This is a genomic window from Nocardiopsis sp. FR4, assembly GCF_009830945.1.
In the GTDB taxonomy this organism is placed as follows: domain Bacteria; phylum Actinomycetota; class Actinomycetes; order Streptosporangiales; family Streptosporangiaceae; genus Nocardiopsis.
Genome location: NZ_VWVV01000005.1, coordinates 82,462 through 97,477 on the forward strand (window position 1 = coordinate 82,462; position 15,016 = coordinate 97,477).

Annotated in this window: 11 protein-coding genes; 1 reads left to right on the plus strand and 10 read right to left on the minus strand. The window is 73.5% G+C overall.

Translation table 11 applies throughout. From position 1 onward, the window contains the following. Positions 1–42: 42 nt before the first annotated feature. Positions 43–1,899, plus strand: a complete 1,857-nt coding sequence (locus tag FYW95_RS08440; protein ID WP_159942854.1) for a DNA/RNA non-specific endonuclease — start codon at positions 43–45, stop codon at positions 1,897–1,899. 119 nt (positions 1,900–2,018) lie between these two features. On the opposite strand, the gene FYW95_RS08445 is transcribed toward FYW95_RS08440, so the two are convergent. From FYW95_RS08445 to FYW95_RS08490, 10 genes are all read right to left on the minus strand, one after another. Then, a complete protein-coding gene (locus tag FYW95_RS08445) occupies positions 2,019–2,549 on the minus strand; it encodes a hypothetical protein (RefSeq protein ID WP_159942853.1) in 531 nt (176 codons plus the stop codon). Between the two features lie 157 nt (positions 2,550–2,706). Next, complete coding sequence (locus tag FYW95_RS08450) at positions 2,707–4,119, minus strand: alkaline phosphatase family protein (RefSeq protein ID WP_159942852.1); 1,413 nt, start codon at positions 4,117–4,119, stop codon at positions 2,707–2,709. A 29-nt stretch (positions 4,120–4,148) separates the two neighbouring features. After that, complete coding sequence (gene eboE, locus FYW95_RS08455; RefSeq protein WP_159942851.1) at positions 4,149–5,315, minus strand: metabolite traffic protein EboE; 1,167 nt, start codon at positions 5,313–5,315, stop codon at positions 4,149–4,151. Beyond that, complete coding sequence (locus FYW95_RS08460; protein WP_159942850.1) at positions 5,312–6,187, minus strand: TatD family hydrolase; 876 nt, start codon at positions 6,185–6,187, stop codon at positions 5,312–5,314. The genes eboE and FYW95_RS08460 overlap by 4 nt, the downstream gene beginning before the upstream one ends. Next, positions 6,188–6,856, minus strand: coding sequence for an EboA domain-containing protein (locus tag FYW95_RS08465; protein WP_159942849.1), 669 nt, complete (start codon positions 6,854–6,856; stop codon positions 6,188–6,190). Further along, positions 6,853–7,707, minus strand: a complete 855-nt coding sequence (locus tag FYW95_RS08470) for a sugar phosphate isomerase/epimerase family protein (RefSeq protein ID WP_159942848.1) — start codon at positions 7,705–7,707, stop codon at positions 6,853–6,855. Before FYW95_RS08470 ends, FYW95_RS08465 begins: the two co-directional genes overlap by 4 nt. After that, entirely contained in the window at positions 7,704–8,582 is an 879-nt protein-coding gene (locus FYW95_RS08475; protein WP_159942847.1) for an SCO3242 family prenyltransferase, read from the minus strand. Before FYW95_RS08475 ends, FYW95_RS08470 begins: the two co-directional genes overlap by 4 nt. Then, the gene (locus FYW95_RS08480) at positions 8,579–9,736 is read right to left on the minus strand and encodes an inositol-3-phosphate synthase (protein ID WP_159942846.1); all 1,158 of its coding nucleotides are present in this window, start codon (positions 9,734–9,736) and stop codon (positions 8,579–8,581) included. Before FYW95_RS08480 ends, FYW95_RS08475 begins: the two co-directional genes overlap by 4 nt. Before the next feature lie 46 nt (positions 9,737–9,782). Beyond that, positions 9,783–10,505 carry a hypothetical protein gene (locus FYW95_RS08485; RefSeq protein ID WP_159942845.1) on the minus strand — a complete coding sequence of 241 codons (723 nt, stop codon included), beginning with the start codon at positions 10,503–10,505 and terminating at the stop codon, positions 9,783–9,785. Positions 10,506–10,674: 169 nt separating this feature from the next. Continuing rightward, positions 10,675–15,006, minus strand: a complete 4,332-nt coding sequence (locus FYW95_RS08490; RefSeq protein ID WP_159942844.1) for a ThuA domain-containing protein — start codon at positions 15,004–15,006, stop codon at positions 10,675–10,677. Positions 15,007–15,016 lie beyond the last annotated feature (10 nt).

Below are 15,016 nucleotides of genomic sequence, written 5' to 3' on the forward strand. Positions count from 1 at the left end.
CCGGACAGATCCTGTGCCCCGGTGCCGTCAGGGGGTACTCCGATGCCTACCGACAAGAACACGTCGTCCAAGGGCACGCCCGAGCAGAGCGAACTCATAGCTTCCCTCAAGAAGTTCATCCGGACCCACGGAGAGGGCTACCTGAGGGATCCGAACGTGTCGTCCATCGGCATCGCCCGCAGGCGGGGGGACGGTGACCAGGAGGGCGGGATCGCGCTCCAGTTCACCGTGGACAGGAAGGCCCAGCCGGAGGAACTGGAGGCACTGGGAACGAGGAAGCTCCCGGAGTCGGTCGTCGTGAACGGTGTCGAGGTGCCCACGGAGGTGCTCGAACGCAGCTACGAGCCGCAGTTCCGGGTCCTGGCCGAGACCGAGAGCTCGGCCCGCGCGAAGCGCCTCGACCCGGCCCTCCCCGGTGTGAGCGTCGGGCACGTCCGGGCCACGGCGGGCACCATCGGCTGCGTCGTCTTCGACAGGCACGACGGGACCCCCTACGTCCTGAGCAACTGGCATGTGCTGCACGGGGCGGACGGTGAACTGGGCGAGGACGTCGTGCAACCGGGCCGGGCCGACGACCCCCACACCGACCGCAACCGCCTCGGCAGGGTGGAGCGCTCCCACCTGGGTTTCGCCGGGGACTGCGCGATCGCCACGGTCGAGGACCGGCGGTTCGACCCCGACATCTTCGAGCTCGGCGTCGCGCCGGAGGAACTGGGCGAGCCGGAGATCGGTGACACGGTGGTCAAGAGCGGCCGTACGACCGGTGTGACGCACGGCGTGGTCCGAAGCCCCTTCAAGCTCGCCCAGATCAACTACCCGGGGGCGGGGCCCCGCTCCGTGCTCTGCTTCGAGATCGGCGTGGACCCCGACAACCCGCCCCGGGACGGGGAGATCAGCCTGCCCGGCGACTCGGGGTCGGCGTGGATGTTCAAGAACCCCGACGGCCGACCGGGCAGGGTCCTGGCCGGCCTCCACTTCGCCGGGGAGCGCCCGGAGGACCCGGACGAGCACGCGCTCGCCTGCTTCCCCCTCATGGTCTTCGAGGAGCTGGGCATCACCCTGCGACCGCCCGTCCCCGAGGCTGTGGAGGTCCTGGAGGGGTACAACCCCAATTTCCTGGGGACGCGCGTGGCGGTCCCGCGGGCCGATCCCAGGATCAGGCACGACCTGTTCCTGCTCGGGGACACCGAGGTCATCCCCTACACGCATTTCTCACTGGCGCTGAGCGGGTCGCGCCGCTTCCCCCACTGGGTGGCCTGGAACATCGACGGCGGTGGGCTCAAGAAGCTCTCCCGCCGGGGAATCCCGTTCTCCAAGGACCCGCGGATCCCGGACGAGGTCCAGGTCGGCAACGAGCTGTACAAGGCCAACCGGCTCGACCGGGGGCACATCGCCCGCCGGGCCGACCTGCTCTGGGGCGGTCTGTCCGAGGCCGGGAAGGCCAACACGGACTCGTTCTTCTACACCAACATCACTCCGCAGATGGAGGACTTCAACCAGAGCAGCCAGAACGGGCTGTGGGGCCGGCTCGAGGACGCCGTGTTCGCCGACACCGAGGTCGACGACCTCAGGGTGAGTGTGTTCGCGGGGCCGGTCTTCCAGGACGACGACCGGGTGCACCGCGGGGTCCGCGTCCCGCGCGAGTACTGGAAGGTCATCGCTTTCCGCGAACACGGCGGGCTCAGGGCCACGGCGTTCCTGCTGACGCAGAACCTCGATCAGCTCGAGGCCCTGGAGCTGGACGAGTTCCGCGTGTACCAGGTGGCCCTGAGCGAGGTGGAGGAGCGCTGCCGCCTCCGGTTCCCGGCGGACCTGCACGAGGCGGAGGCGATCACCGTGCCCGAGACGCTGGCGGAGCGGGCTCCTCTGGGGAACCCGTCCGAGATCCGGTGGGGCTGATCCCTCAGGGGGCGGGGCCTGATCGCGGCGTGTGCCCACGGCGCCCCCGGGTCCACGCGGCCCCGGAGTCCCGGGACCCGGCGGCGGGAGACGCGGGGCGCACGACCCGGGGGACCCGGTCACCAGAGCTCCTCCACGATGATCTCGGCGTCGTCGGCCTGGTGCTGGTACCGGTCGGGGTAGGCCGAGCGCTGCACACCCTGTGCGACGTCGCCGATCGGCTCGTCGGCCCAGCTCCCGTCGGGGTAGACGAAGTCCATCTCGTCGTAGAAGGCGTCGGCGGCCCAGGTGGGGTCGAGCCGCTGCTCGTGTGAACCGTAGTGGTCGCGCTGCTGGAACAGGCCGACGCTGTCGCGGTCCCCCCACGGGTGGTTGTCCAGGTGGGTCTCGACGATGACGGTGGCGATCCCGATGGTGGCGGCGCGCTGGTCCATGCCGCGCTCCTGCGCCGCCTCGACCACCGCGCGGGCGTTGGAGACGCGGTCGGCGGTCATGTACCCGGCCATGTCGTCGTTCAACTCGCTGTTGAGGGCGTCGGCGACCGCCCCCTCCGTGTCCGCGGCGGCGGTGCCCGATCCGCCCAGGAGTAGTCCCGCGGTGAGGAGCAGGCCCGAGGTCGCGGTAAACGTGAAGTGAGGTATCGGTTTCATAAACTTCATGAGTGCAACGTATGCGATGACCAGCCCTTTAACAGTGTTTGACGCCACTCCGGGGAGGTGGGAAAGCCAACGCCCGGACGGAGCAACCGTCTGGGGCGACGGCCCGCGGCGCTCCGGCGCGGACGTGGCCGGGGCGGCCCGCACCCCCTCAACGTTCCGGGGAGGAGGGGGACGGCTCCGCCGGTGCCGGCACACCGGCGAGGCCGAGTATGAGGTCGCGGACCTCGGCGGCCGCGACGCGGTCCCTGGCCGAGCCGGGATCGCCGCACAGCACCAGGGGCCCGTCCTCGGAGTCCCCGTGCACGCGGCCGTGGGTGCCCCGCACGCAGCCCGGGTCGAGCGGGACCACGTTCATGGTGTAGCGCAGCCCGGCCTTCTTGCGGACGAGGTTGGCCGCCGCGCGCGCCCGGACGAACCGGTCGTCGGGGTCCAGGAAGAGTTCGGCGGGGTCGTAGCCCGGCTTGCGGTGGATGTCCACGCCGCGCGCGAAGTCCGGTGCCGCCCCGTCGCGCAGCCAGTAGTAGTAGGTGAACCAGGCGCCCGGACCGGCCACGAGGGTGAGCTCTCCGGAGCGCTCGTGGTCCAGTCCGTGCTCCGCCTGCCCGTCGCGGTCCAGGACGAGGTCCACCCCGTCCACCCCGGCGAGGAGGTCGGCGACCCGGGGCACGTCGGCGGGGTCGCGGACGTAGACGTGGGCGCACTGGTGGTCGGCGACCGCGAAGGCCCGCGACTCCCACGGGTCCAGGTACTCCATTCCGTGCTGGGTGTACACCTCCAGCAGCCCGGCCTCGCGCAGTACCCGGTTGACGTGCACGGGCCTGTCGGCGGGGGTGATGCCGTACTCGCTGAGGACCAGCACGGTGGTGCCCGAGGCCTCGGCGTCGTCCAGCAGGGGCGCCAGGGCGGCGTCCAGGTCGCCCACCGCCCGTCGGGCCCGTTCGGAGTCGGGGCCGTACCGCTGCAGGTCGTAGTCCAGGTGGGGGACGTAGCACAGCGTCAGGTCGGCCCGCGGCATCAGCCTGCGGGTCGCGGCCACGATCCACTCCGTGGAGCGGATCGAGGCGCCCGGTCCCCAGTAGTCGAAGAGGGGGAAGGGGCCCAGTTCGGAGGTCAGCTCGTCGTGGAGGGCGGGGGGACGCGTGTAGCAGTCGGGGGACTTGCGCCCGTCCGCGTGGTAGACGGGCCTGGGCGTGACGGTCCAGTCGGTGGTGGCGCCCATGGCGTACCACCAGCACACGTTCGCGGTCCGGAAACCCGGTCGGCGGCGCCGGGCGGTCTCCCACACCTTCTCACCCCGGACCAGGCGGTTGTGCTGGCGCCACAGGTACACCTCGCCCAGGTCCCGGAAGTACCAGCCGTTGCCGACGGCGCCGTGTTCCGCGGGGGACAGGCCGGTCAGGAACGTGGACTGGACGGTGCAGGTGACGGCGGGCAGGACGGTGTCCAGCGGCGCCCGCCAGCCCCTGTCGGCCACGGCGCGCAGCCGGGGCGCGTGCCGCAGCAGCCGGGGCGTGAGTCCGACCGCGTTGACCACGAGCAGGCGCGGTTCCTCCGTCGGCATACGGGTCTCCCTTCGGTTCGCGGGGTGGGTCACAGGGCGGTCAGGCCCAGACCGGTCAACCGGTCGCGGACCCAGGCCACCTCGGCGGCGATGCCCTCGACGAGTCCCTTGTCCCCGCCGGGGCGCAGGTCCTCGGGCAGTACCGACCAGGTGTAGGTCTCCACCTCCACGTGGTCGGTCCGCGCGCCGCCGGGCCCCAGGAGACGGCGCAGGGTGTCGGTGAGGTGGTCGGTGGTCCGGCGCAGCGGCGCGGTGGCGGGGGCGTGCAGGGGCACGTGGAAGTGCGTGCGCCAGGGCGCGTCCCGGGGCAGGGGGTCGGCGCCGTCCAGGGCCTCGTGCAGGTCGTCGCGGCCTTCACGGGCGCCGCCGTCACCGCGTGCGCGGGTCTGGTGCAGGAAGCGGTCCTCGGCGAAGGCGGCCAGGGCCTGCCGTGCGGCCGGGTCGGCGGGGTCGGGGAGTTCCACGGCCGCCGACGCCTGGGCCTTGACCACGGGCAGGCCCGCGGCGCGGAGCCTGTCCAGGGCCGGGGCCGGATCCTCGAAGGCGGTCGCGAGGTGGCAGGTGTCCAGGCACACGCCCAGGTGCGGCGGCGGGTCCGCGAGGAGGCGGGCCGCGTCCCGGGTGGTCTCCACGACGCACCCGGGCTCGGGCTCCAGCCCCACCCGCACCGGACGCCCCTCCCGTGCCAGGTCCTCCAGTGCCGCGGAGAGTTCGGCCAGATGGGCGCGGGCGGCGGCGAGGCGGTCGGGATCCCACGGTTCGCGCCAGGCCAGCGGCAGGGTGGAGACGCTGCCCCGGGCGGCGTCGTCGGGCATCAGCCGCGCCAGCACCCGGGCGCAGTCCACCGTGTAGTCCAGCCGGGCCCGGTCGGTCCAGTCGGGTGCGTACACGGCGTGCTTGACCACGGGCGCGTGGAACCCGGCGTAGGGGAAGGCGTTGAGGGTGACCGCCTCCAGCCCCGAGCCCTCCAGGCCCGCGCGCAGCCGGTCGGTCAGCGCCGGGTCCGCCGCCATCGCGCGGGCCAGCGGGGCGGGCAGCCACAGCCCCAGGCCGAGCCGGTCCGCGCCCAGGGCCTCCCGCACGCCGCCGCCGTGGACGCGGATCTGGCGCAGGACGCCGTCCAGGTCCTCGGCCGGATGCACGTTGGTGCAGTAGGCGAGGTGGACGACCGTGCCGTCCGGATGGCGCAGCCTCACGCGGCACCCCCGTTCGCGCGTTCGCCGCGCAGGACGGAGTTGCCGGAGTAGGTCGCGGTGCGGTCGGCCCCGGACACCTCGTCCAGCAGCAGGCGTCCGCTGCGGCCGTAGAACTCGACGGGGTTGTCCCACAGCACCCGTTCGACGTCGCGCCCGGTGAAGCCCGCGGCGAGCATGGCCTCCCCGGTGCGTAGGGTGGCGAGCGGGTCGCTGCGGCCCCAGTCGGCGGCCGAGTTGACCACCATCCGCTCCGGGCCCCACTCCGACAGGACGCGGACCATGCGCTCCGGACTCATCTTGGTGTCCGGGTAGATGGAGAAGCCCAGCGTGCACCCCGACTCGTGCACCATCGCCACGGTGGCCTCGTTGAGGTGGTCCACGAGCACCCGTTCGGCCGGGATGCCGGACTCGGCGACCAGTTGGAGGGTACGGCGGGTCCCCTCCGCCTTGTCGCGGTGCGGGGTGTGCACGAGGACGGGCAGACCGAACTCCTTGGCCAGTTCCAACTGGTGGCGGAAGGCCTTCTCCTCCTCGGCGGTCCGGGAGTCGAAGCCGACCTCGCCGACCGCCACCACGCCGTCCTTGGCCAGGTAGCGGGGGAGGATGTCCAGCACCTCCGTCAGGCGGGGGTCGTTGGCCTCCTTCGGGTTGAGGGCGATGGCGCAGTGGTGCCGGATCCCGAACCGCTCGGCCCGGAACCGCTCCCAGCCGACGAGGCCGTCGAAGTAGTCGCGGAACGAGCTCACACCGGTGCGGGGCTGCCCCAGCCAGAACGAGGGCTCCACCAGGGCGCGCACCCCGGCGCCGTACAACGCCTCGTAGTCGTCGGTGGTCCGCGAGGTCATGTGGATGTGCGGGTCGAAGATACGCAATCACGCCTCCGTTCGGTGGGTGCCCAGGCGGGCGGCCTGCTCGGGGAAGTGCCGCAGGACGAGGCGGACGTCGTCGGGGACCGGGCGCCCCGCCACGGCCCGCTCCAGGGCGTGGTCGGCGCACATCCGCGCCAGCTCGGCGTCGGCGCGGTCGGGTATCCCGGCCACCGACCCCAGCGGCACCCCGGTGAACAGGCACTTGAGGACGCCCTGCCGCCAGGAGTGCGCGTCGAGCAGGGCGGTCGTCCCGCTGGCGGACGCCGCCGCGACCAACCGGGTGTCGTTGGTGCGCACCGCGTCCGCCAGCAGCTCGCGGGCCACGGCGGCCAGCTCCTCCCGGCCGGTGTCGAGCACGTCGAGCCCGCGCAGGACGGCGCGCCGCTCACCCGCGTCACCGTGGCGGTACAGGTCGCCGACCTCGCGGGCCAGCTCCGCCGGGGCCAGCGCCCCGGCCAGCGCGGTCAGCAGCTCCACGCGTACCAGGTCCTCCAGGGTCGGCCCGGCCACCCCGTCGGGGTCTCCCGAGGGGCCGGGCCCCCGCGCCACGCTCCGCGCCGCCGCGGGGAAGAGCACCGCGATCCGGGCGGGCCGGGCGCGCACGTCCGCGACCTGGGCGGAGAGCGCCTCGCGTGCCTCGGCCGACCCCAGGAAGGCGTACTCCTCACTCACACGCCCACCCCCCGTGCGCGGGAGGCGGCCAGGGCCTCGGTGAGCGCGCGGATCGACCGCTCCGCCACCAGGGGAGCGGCGTGCCCGTGGCGGGGCAGTTCCACCGACGCCAGGCCCCGGTAACCGACCCCCTCCAGGGCGCCCAGGACCCCGGGGAGGTCGATCTCGCCCTCCCCGAACTCCAGGTGGTCGTGGACGCCCGGCCGCATGTCGTCCAACTGGACGTTGGCGATCAGGCCGCCGGCGCGCCGGACGGCGCCCTCGGGGCCGTCCGGCTCGTTGCACACGCCGTGTCCGACGTCGACCGTCACCCGCAGGCGCTCGGGGTCGCCGAGCCGCCGGCGCAGCTCCAGCACGTCGGCCACCCGTTCGGCGAACATGCCGGGCTCCGGTTCGAACGCGCAGTCCACCCCGAGGTCGTCGGCGGTGGCCAGGACCCGCTCCACACCGGAGGTCAGCCGGGACCAGCCCTCAGCCCTGCCCACCCCGGCGGGAAGGACCCCCGACCAGAAGGAGACCGCCTCGGCCCCCAGGTCGTCGGCGATGCGTACCGCGCGGCGCAGCAGGTCCACCCGCCGGTCGGCGCCCTCGTCCGAGACCAGGGTGGGCTCGTGCTTGCGGCGCGGGTCCAACAGGTAGCGGGCCCCGGTCTCCACGACCACCGACAGGTCCAGTTCGGCCAGCCGGCGGCCGATCCGGGCCGTGCGCGCGGAGGCGCCCGGTTCGAAGGGGTCCAGGTGCGGGTGGTCCAGCGTCAGGCCCACCCCCTCGTAGCCGAGGCCGGCGATGATGGCGAGCGCGTCGTCCAGGCGGTGGTCCCAGAAGCCGTTGGTGCCGTATCCGAACCTCACGTGACCGGCACCGCCTTGGACGCCCGGGCCGCCACGGGCGCGCCGACGGTGAGCGCGCACGCGGCTCCCACCGCGCCGTACCGGGCCAGCAGGGCCGCCTGGAGCGGGATCATCCCGCGTATCCCCGCGCCCGTGGCCGAGCGCGCCCGGTGCGCTCCGGGCTCGGTCAGCGCCCGGCCCTGGGCGGCTCCCACCCCCACCGCGAAGACCCCCGCGAGCGCTCCCGCCAGGATCCGTTCCGCGGTGCTCCGCGCCGTGCGGCCGGAGGCGGTCCGGGCGGGCACGGCGGCGAGGGCGGCACCGGCCAGGGTGCAGGACAGCGCCCCCGCCGCGACACAGGGCCGGGTCCCGTGCACCTCGCCCCGGCTCAGCGCGGTCACCCCGAGGGTGTGGGCGGCCAGTGCCAGCGCGGGCCTGGCCGCGTCGGCGGGGCGCTCGCCCGCGCCCATCAGCACGTCCAGCCCCCGGGCCGCCGCCATGCCGAGCGGAGCCAGCGGGGTCGGCTTGAGCAGCAGGTCGTAGCTCCACACGGTGACCGCCAGGGCCGCGGCGGTTCCCGCGGTCCGGGGTCCGCCCGCGACCGCGGCCACACCGACGCCCGCGGCGGTCAGCCCCGCCGCGACGGCCAGGGCCTCACCGGGACGGACCGCCCCGGAGGGGATGGGGCGCTCGGGGCGCTCGACCGCGTCCACCTCCCGATCGGCGTAGTCGTTGAGGGCCATGCCCGCCCAGTACAGGCAGACCGAGGCGGCGGGCAGCGCCCAGGCCCCGGGCCCGCCCAGGCGCCCCGCCGCCGCGGCCCCGGCCAGGGTGTCGCCGGGAACGCTGAGCGCCGCCGGCAGGCGCACCAGCCGTGCCAGGTCGCGTAGCCTCATTCCGCCTCCTCCTCCGGTGCCGCGCACCAGGACGTCAGGGTCCGCCACTGCTCGGCGAGACCGTGTTCGCCGGTGCCCGCGGGGTCCTTGAAGAAGAACGCCAGTTCCGGCAGGGGGCCGACCCGGCCCCGCCGGTGGGCGCGGGCGGTCAGCCGCGCCAGGTCCAGCACCAGGGGCGCCGCCAGCGCGGAGTCGTAGCCCGACCACGTGAACTGCAGGGTCATCCGCGCGCCCAGGAAACCCTCGAACGAGACGTGGTCCCACGCGGTCTTGGCGTCCCCCAGGTCGGGGACGTAGTCGATGTGCAGGGGCCCGTCCGTCTCGTGGCCGAGCATGTGCTCCAGGCCCCGGGCCTTGGACGCGATCTTGCTCTCGGCGTTGGCCGGGTCCGCCAGGGTGGCGCCGTCCCCGCCGCCGAGCAGGTTGACCGAGGACCACGAGCGCACGCGCAGCGCCCGCGCGGCGAACATCGGGGCGAGCACGCTCTTGACCAGCGTCTCCCCGGTCTTGCCGTCGGACCCGGCCCACGGCACGCCCGAGCGCTCCACCAGCGGCGCCAGGGCGGGAAGCCGGGGACCGGTGTTGGGGGTGAACTCCACGAACGGGCAGCCCGCGCGCAGGGCCGCGTACGCGTACGCGGAGCTGACCGGAATCCGCGCGGTCCCGGCGTCCAGGGCCGCCTCCAGCGCGTCGGGGTCGGTGTGTTCGGCGCGCACGCCGGGCCGGGACTCGGTGCTGGACAGGTCCACCACCACGACGCGTTCGAGCGCCTCGCGTTCGGCGAACTCGCGCAGGTCCGCCTCCAGACGGTCCACGTCCCGGCGCCGCACCCCCTCGGAGGCGTGGTCCAGGCCCCGGCGCAGGCCGTGCTCCGTCCGGTCCAGTTCGTCGGCGAAGGCCCGCGGGAGGTGCGCGGGCAGCACCCCCGCCCGGGCCAACCGCTCGGCGCTCTTGCCCAGGCGGACCTCGGAGACGTCGTGGCCGCCGAAGACCAGGTCGCCGATCTCGGGCAGGCGCGCCGGGGCGAACTCGGGGCGCTCGGTCACGCACCCCGTCCGCCCGGCGGCGCCCGACCGCACCGCGAGGGCTCCGAGGACGGCGGTGGTCGCCACCGACCCCCGCGCCCCGATCAGCCATACTCCGACCCGTGTCATGGCATGCTCCTTCTCGCGTGTGCCGTTGGGCGTTCTCCCAGCGGTGTCAGCCGTCGGCGGCCTCGCCCCCGGCCGCACCGCCCTCCTCGGCGCCGTCGGGTTCCAGGGCGCCGCTTCCGGGTGCCGCGGGCAGGTACAGGTGGACGTGGCCGTGGCCGGACTCGACGCTGGCCATGTCCAGCTGGGTCGCCGCCACGGACCAGGCGCGCACCGCCTGGGTGCGCAGGTCGCCGGCGAGCTCCAGCAGCTCCGTCCTCTGGACGCCCTCCGCCGTCCGCGCGTTCGCGTAGGCGACGACCGCGGACCCCAGCAGGTCCACGGCGTTGGACAAGCCCGCGTGCGTGACGTTGTAGCCGGTGTCGCCGGAGGGGGCGTCCTCGAAGCGGCGGGCCGCGTCGTGGACGGTCTCCAGCCAGGAGTCGACCTCCCCGGCGCCCGGGGCGTCCCCGGCGGGGGTGGAGCCGTCGGGCGGGACGGCCGCGTCGAGGCTCTCCACCACGGGCACCAGCTCCTCGTGCGCGGCCCTGGTCCGGTGGATCAGCGCCTCGACCTGTTCGAGGTCGCGCTCCCGCGCGGAGGCCTCCAGTTCGGCGACACGCGCCGGATCGGGGGCGGGGTGGTCGTTCCCGGTGAAGAGGAGGGCGATCGCGGCGACGAGGGCGCCGACCAGCAGGACGGATCCGGCGGTCAGCCACCAGACGGACGCGGACGCCGGGGCCGTCGTCCCCCCGGGTGTGTCGGGAGAGGAGTGGTCCTTCTTGGCGGGCACCGTGGCACCTTCTTCTCGTTGCGCGTGGGATGAGCCGAGCTCCCGCGGCGTCGCGTCCTCCGGGGAGCGCCACTGGGGGTGCGGGGCCGGAGCGGGCCGGTCCCGCCGTGGTCGGGGCCGTGCGGTGGACGCCCGTCCCGCGGGACGGGCGTCCACCGGACACGTCCCGCTACTCGTCGTCGACCAGGGGGCGGAGCCTGTCGGCCAGCTCCAGCAACTCCTCTCTGGCGCCGTCGTCGGCGACCGCCTCGGCCACCTCGACGAACCGGTTCAGCGCGCGCCCGGCCTGCGCGGGGCGGCCGACGTTGAGGTGGTGTTCGGCCAGGGTCAGCTGCGGGACCAGGCGGCGCGCCTCGGAGACGGTCAGCGCGCCGTCGGCCTCCAGGGCGTCGATCCGCTCGTGGACCTCGGCGAACGTGACCGGTTCGGCCGTCTCCAGTTCCTGGACCCGGATGTCGCGGAAGCGCACCTGGTCGGCCTCACCGTGGTTCTGCAGCCCCACGTGGCCCGAGGACAGGTCCCGGGCCGGATCGGTGCTCTCGAACTCGTTCACCAGCTCCCCGTTGATCCACACGCGGATCATCGGGGCGTCCACCTCGATCTCCATCTCGTTCCACGCCCCGACCTCGGCGGGGTGGGAGTCGGCCGCCCGGAATCCGTAGACGGCACCGGTCTGGTGGACCGGGTCCCCGGCGGGCGCGCCGTAGGGGTCGATCTGGATCTCGTACCCTTCCCCGACGGCGGCCCACGGGTCGTTCCCGGGGTCGGGGAAGCCGACGAAGACACCGGAGTTGTCCGACTCCTCGGGCGTGAGGAAGTCCAGCTTCAGCCGGTAGGACTCCATCTCCAGCTCGTGCCAGAGCAGCCCCATGCCGCCCCGGGTCTCCAGGGCGCAGCCGTCGCCGTCCTCGACGACGTCGAAGCCGCCCGGCCCCGCCATGGCCCATCCGTCGAGCGACGCGCCGTCCCACAGGGGGGTGTAGCCGTCCTCGGCGTCGGGCGGCGAGCACTCCGGCGGTTCGGTGCCGGCCTCCCCGACCGTGATGGTGGCGGTGGCCGAGGCGCCGGTGGCGCCGTTGCCGTCCGTGGCCACCGCGCTGACCTCGTGCTCGCCTTCGACGGCCTCCCAGGTGGCCTCGTAGTCGCCCTCGGCCACCGTGGCGACGACCTCGCCGTCCACGAGGAACTCCACCCGTTCGACACCGGCCTCCGCGTGGTCGGTGACCTCGGCGGCGAGGGCGACGTCCTCACCCTCCTCGAAGGTCGCGCCGTCCGCCGGACTGGTCAGCACGGTCTCGGGCCCGTGCCCGCCGTGGCCGCCGAGCACCGCGTCGAAGTAGTTGATGTTGAACAGGCCGTCCTCGACGGGCGGGCCCTCACCGGTGAAGACCAGGTACAGGGTGAAGGTCTCGCCCGGGTCGGTGACGTCCATGGTCACGTCGGTCCAGTCCTGCCAGCCGCCGGTGACGGGCACGTCGACGCTGCCGAGCAGCTCACCGTCGGGGGCGTTCATGCGCGCCTCGATGGTGCCGCCCGTCCCCGCGGAGGCGACCCGGAACCCCATCTCCCCGACCCCGGCCAGGTTGACCGTGTCGTAGGCCGTCCAGTCGCCGTGGCCGATCCAGCCGACGTTGACCAGGCCGCCCCGGGGGTCCGTGGTGGACTCCGTCTGGACCCCCCGGCTGTCGGTGAAGTACTGGGCCTGCGTCCGGGCCGGCCTGAGCGTGACCCCGGCGCTTCCCGAGAGGCCGGGCACGCCGTCCGCGCCGGAGTCGGTGTACTCCGCCTGCAGCACCCAGAAGATGTTCATGTCGTGTCCGTGGCCGCCGTCGGTCTCGGTGGCGCTGACACCCTCACAGCCGTCGTACTGGGTCCACGGGTGGGCGTGCCGGTCGTGGCCCAGGGACGCGGTGACCTCGACGTCGGCGCAGTCGATGCCGTCGCCGATCACACCGTCCTCGGCGTCCGCCACGTCCACGGTGAACGGGATCTCGTCACCCCAGTGGAAGAACTGGCCGTCCCTCGGGGTGTCGAAGGAGACCTGGGGCGCGGTGTTGCCCGCGGTGACGGTCGTGGTGGCCGTCCCCGTGCGTCCCGCGCTGTCGGTCACGGTCAGCACGACCGTGTACCGGCCGGGGTCCTCGAAGGTGTGGGTGGGCGCGATCTCGTCGGAGGCCGCGCCGTCACCGAAGGACCACGCGTACTCCATGGACAGGCCGCCGGGGTGGCGGGAGCCCTCCGCGGAGAACTCCACCTCCAGGGGCGCCGGACCCGAGGTCGGGGTGGCGCTGATGTCGGCGACGGGGGCGCGGCTGTGGCCGGTGTAGTCGATCCGGGACAGCGCCGAGTCCTCGGAGCCGCCGAACCAGCCGGACCCGTACTCCAGCACGTACAGGGACCCGTCCGGGCCGAACTCCATGTCCATGGGGTTGGCCAGGCCGATGTCCGGGACGGTCTCGGTGATGTCGAGGACGCCGCCGTCGTCGCCCAGGTGCACCTGCTTGATCCAGTCGCGGTCCCACTCGTAGAGCAGCGGGATGCCGTCGTAGTACTCGGGCCACTGGGTGTCCGACTCCAGTTCGGGGTCGAAGTGGTAGGCCGGGCCGCCCATCGGGGCGCCGCCGCCCGTGCCCAGGTGCGGGAACTCCTCCGACTCCTCGTAGCCGTACCAGATCGAGGCGGGGGTGGTCGGGGGGAGTTCCTCCAGACCGGTGTTGCGCGGGGAGTCGTTGACCGGCGCGTCGCAGTCGAACGCCTCCCCGGAGGTCCGTGATCCGAAGTCGTAGTCGACGTACGCGCTGTTGTCACCGATGCAGTAGGGCCAGCCGATGTTGGCCGGTTCGGTGATGGTGTGCCAGGAGACCGTGTTCTGGGGTCCCCGCTCCGGGTCGGGCTCGTTGGCGTCGGGCCCGTAGTCGGCCAGGTAGACGGTGCCGTCCCGCTGGTCCACCGAGAACCGGAACGGGTTGCGCAGGCCCATGGCGTAGATCTCCGGACGGGTCCGGTCCTCGCCGTACTCCTCGGGCGGGAAGAGGTTGCCCTCGGGGATGTCGTAGCCGCCGTCCGCGGTGGGCGTGATCCGCAGCAGCTTGCCGCGCAGATCGTTGGTGTTGGCCGAGCTGCGCTGGGCGTCGAAGGCCGGGTTGCGCGACTCCCGCTCGTCGATGGGCGTGTAGCCGTCCGACCCGAACGCGCTGGTGTCGTCGCCCGTGGACAGGTAGAGGTTGCCGTCGGCGTCGAAGTCGATGTCGCCGCCGACGTGGCAGCACATGCCCCGGGTGGTCCCGACCTCCAGCAGCACCTGCTCGCTGCCCAGGTCCAGGGTGGGGGAGTCGCCGTCCACGAACCGGAAGCGGGAGAGGTTGTTGTGCGCCTCGTAGGGCTCGAAGTCCTCCGGTGGGCCGTCCGAGGGCGCCCCACCCGGGGGGACGCCGTCGAGAACGGGCGCGTAGTAGACGTACACCCACCCGTTCTCCTCGAAGTCCGGGTCCAGGGCGATGCCCTGCAGCCCGTCCTCGTCGTGGTTGTACACCGGGATCTCGGTGATCACCTCGGTGGTACCGCTGTCCGGGGACCACAGGCGCACCTCGCCGTTGCGGGCGGTGTGCAGCGCGCGGCCGTCCGGCAGGACCGCCAGGCCCATGGGTTCGCCCATGGCCTCCGCGCCCCGCGCGAGGGTGACCTTCTCGAAGTTGTCCCACTGCGTGGCGCCGCAGTCGCCGTCGGCGGTTCCGGCCGCCCAGCGCAGGCCGCCGAGCAGGTGCTGGGCGAACTCCGGTTCGGAGTAGGACTCGACGGTGTGGCCGCCGCCGGTGTACCAGGACCGGCCGCCGTCGTAGGCCTGGCACCACGCGATCGGGTGGTCCCATCCCATCTGGCCCGCGGGATCGGCCTGGTCCTCGTAGGAGGCCTCGTTGAGCCCGGCCAGAACGTGCACGTCGCCGCGGGGGGACAGGTTGAAGTCGTACCACTCGTCCCTGCGCTCCCAGCTGCTCGGCAGGTGCGCGGTGGAGGGGTGGACCCTGTCGTTGACCATCACCTCGGCGGTCTGCGTGCCGGGCGGGTGGCTCGCGAAGTAGGCGCCGACGAGCCCGCCGTACCACTCCCAGTCGTAGTGGGTGTCCGATGCGGAGTGGACGCCGACGAAGCCGCCGCCGCCTCGCACGTACTCCTCGAAGGCGGCCCGCTCGTCCTCGTTGAGCACGTCGCCGGTGGTGGACATCCAGACCACCGCGTCGTAGGCGGCCAGGTCCTCGTCGTTGAACACCGAGGAGTCCTCGGTGTGGTCGGTCCGGAAGCCGTGCTCCTCGGCGAGCGCCTCGATGAGGGCGACGCCGTGGGGGATCGAGTCGTGCCGGTAACCGGTGGTCTTGGAGAAGATCAGCGCGTTGAACGAGTCCTCTCCGGCCTCGTCGGCGTGCGCGACCGGTGCGGTCAGGGAGAGCGCCGTCGTGAGACCGGCCGCCAGTGCGGCCAGTGTCAGCAGGGGTCTCTTCTTCATGCGGAAACCT

What these genes read in the sequence shown, in the direction of transcription:
- FYW95_RS08450 (WP_159942852.1), bottom strand. Translation starts at nt 4,119, where the DNA reads ATGCCGACGGAGGAACCGCGCCTGCTCGTGGTCAACGCGGTCGGACTC.
- FYW95_RS08475 (WP_159942847.1), bottom strand. Translation starts at nt 8,582, where the DNA reads ATGAGGCTACGCGACCTGGCACGGCTGGTGCGCCTGCCGGCGGCGCTC.
- FYW95_RS08490 (WP_159942844.1), bottom strand. Translation starts at nt 15,006, where the DNA reads ATGAAGAAGAGACCCCTGCTGACACTGGCCGCACTGGCGGCCGGTCTC.
- FYW95_RS08480 (WP_159942846.1), bottom strand. Translation starts at nt 9,736, where the DNA reads ATGACACGGGTCGGAGTATGGCTGATCGGGGCGCGGGGGTCGGTGGCG.
- FYW95_RS08440 (WP_159942854.1), top strand. Translation starts at nt 43, where the DNA reads ATGCCTACCGACAAGAACACGTCGTCCAAGGGCACGCCCGAGCAGAGC.
- FYW95_RS08445 (WP_159942853.1), bottom strand. Translation starts at nt 2,549, where the DNA reads ATGAAACCGATACCTCACTTCACGTTTACCGCGACCTCGGGCCTGCTC.